2 protein-coding genes are annotated in these 1,961 nt (G+C 59.2%); both read left to right on the top strand.

What is annotated here, in order from left to right:
• Positions 1-59: 59 nt before the first annotated feature.
• Positions 60-614, top strand: coding sequence for a CvpA family protein (locus tag A2I95_RS34140; protein WP_027258467.1), 555 nt, complete (start codon positions 60-62; stop codon positions 612-614).
• Positions 615-999: 385 nt separating this feature from the next.
• On the top strand, positions 1,000-1,686 hold the full coding sequence (locus tag A2I95_RS34135; RefSeq protein WP_291736947.1) for a Hint domain-containing protein: 687 nt from the start codon (positions 1,000-1,002) through the stop codon (positions 1,684-1,686).
• Positions 1,687-1,961 lie beyond the last annotated feature (275 nt).

Raw genomic sequence — 1,961 nt, 5'->3', positions numbered from 1 at the left:
TCTTCGGGGCCGGCTAAGGTCGCAAAAATTTCGAAATCGCAGGCAAACGGGCGAGGGACATGGAAGGTTTCACAATCATCGACGGGGTCGTGGCCCTGGTCATCGTCGTATCGGCGCTGCTGGCCTATTCACGTGGCTTCGTACGCGAGGCGATGGCCATCGCAGGCTGGATCGCCGCGGGCGTGCTCGCCTTTATCTTTGCGCCGCAGGTGGAGCCCCTGATGGCGGAAATTCCGGTGATCGGCGAATTCATCGCTGACAGCTGCGAATTGTCAATCATCGCGGCCTTTGCCGCGGTGTTTGCCTTGGCGCTGATCGTGGTCTCCTTCTTCACGCCGCTGTTTTCCACCCTGGTGCAGCGCTCGGCGCTTGGCGGGCTGGATCAGGGCGCGGGTTTCTTCTTCGGAGTGCTGCGCGGCATCCTTTTGGTGGCGATTGCCTTTTTCCTCTACAATGTGGTGATGACCGGGCAGAGTTTTACAATGGTTGACGAAAGCCGCTCGGCCGAGGTGTTCGAACGCCTGATCGGCAAGATCGAAGACCGCAACCCGGAGCAGGCCTTGGGCTGGGTCACCGAACAGTATGAAGCGCTGATCGGGTCCTGCGGCCAGTAATACGTAGGAATTGCCACCTTAAGCTGAAAACACGGGCGCCCCTTGGGCGCCCGTTTTGCTTTGAATTCAAAGCGTTCACACAGTTATCCACAAGCAGCCGTCCCAAGTGGTTAACGAGGTAAATTCTAGTTAACGCCCTGTTAACCAAATAGAATCACGTTCTGAGCGACGAAAATACCGACCATCAAACTTGCGGCAAATCTTAACAAATCCTCAGCCTGCCCCGTCAAAGGGTTAACAATCCGCCTGAAAACACGGCTTTGTCCCGAAAAAATCGCGCCATCCCGAAATGGGACGCAAGCCCGCCCCAATTTGGTCCCAATTCGGGGGCCTGATGGCTTCAACGGCAAAACGCCGGGCTAAGACGCTCAGAAGGGACATGAACATGCAGCTGGATCACACCACGGATTTTGCCGACTACCAGCCGGTTGATGTGCTGCTGCTGACCAATCCCCTGCCGCAGAGCCTGAAGCCGGCCCCGGCTGCGAAACGCCCCCGTGTCCGCAGCGGCGGCTTTCTGCCTGCGACCCTGGTAGAGACCGAAGAAGGCTTTAAGCAGGCCCGCGACGTGAAGCCCGGCGACATGGTGTTCACCTTTGACGGCGGCGCCCAGGAAGTGAAGGCGGTGCGCCATGCGGTGCCGCGCCTGACCACATGCCTGCATGTTCCGGCCGGTGCTTTGGGCAACGACACCGACCTGATGCTGCCTTCAGACCAGAAAGTGGCGCTGGAGATGGACACCGCCGAACGCCTGTTCGGCCTGCCGGTTGTTGTCGCCAAGCTGATTGCGCTGACCGGCTACAAGGGCATTTCCGCCGCCGCGCCGGAACGTCTGGGCCGCATACATTTCGAATTTGAAGAAGAAGAACTGGTTTGGGCTGAAAGCGGCATGCTGATGCCCGCAGGCGATGTTTCTGAAGGCTCGGCCTTTCACCAGCTGTCACTGACCGAAACCCGCCAGGTTCTGGCCAGCGATGAAGGCCGCGCCCTGTCAGCAACCGGCATGGGCGACGTCGACGCCCGCCTGCCCTGCCCGCTGGACAACCTGCTGGACCGCATTCTGGCGGCCTGATCCCCGGCGCCGGAAGCCAAGCCATTCCTCCCCCCTCGGGCCCGCCAATGCGCGGGCCTTTTCTTTTGCGGACTGGCTATTGGCAAATAGGAGGCCGTTCCCTGGAGCTTGGAAAAAGGATCCGAAGTTTCTCCATCGATTTCAGAACGCGCGTTCCGGACGCAAGGGAGTTTGGAGAAAAAGTTGCCCGGAAAATCGATGTATGCCAGCATCGTACACAGGCGCAGAATGCATGACAGAACACTTGGCGCCCGTTTCCAGGGAGGATTTAACGA

Source organism: Leisingera sp. F5, assembly GCF_001593695.1.
Note: the sequence above shows the minus strand (reverse complement) of the source record. Positions and strands in the feature narration are given on the sequence as shown.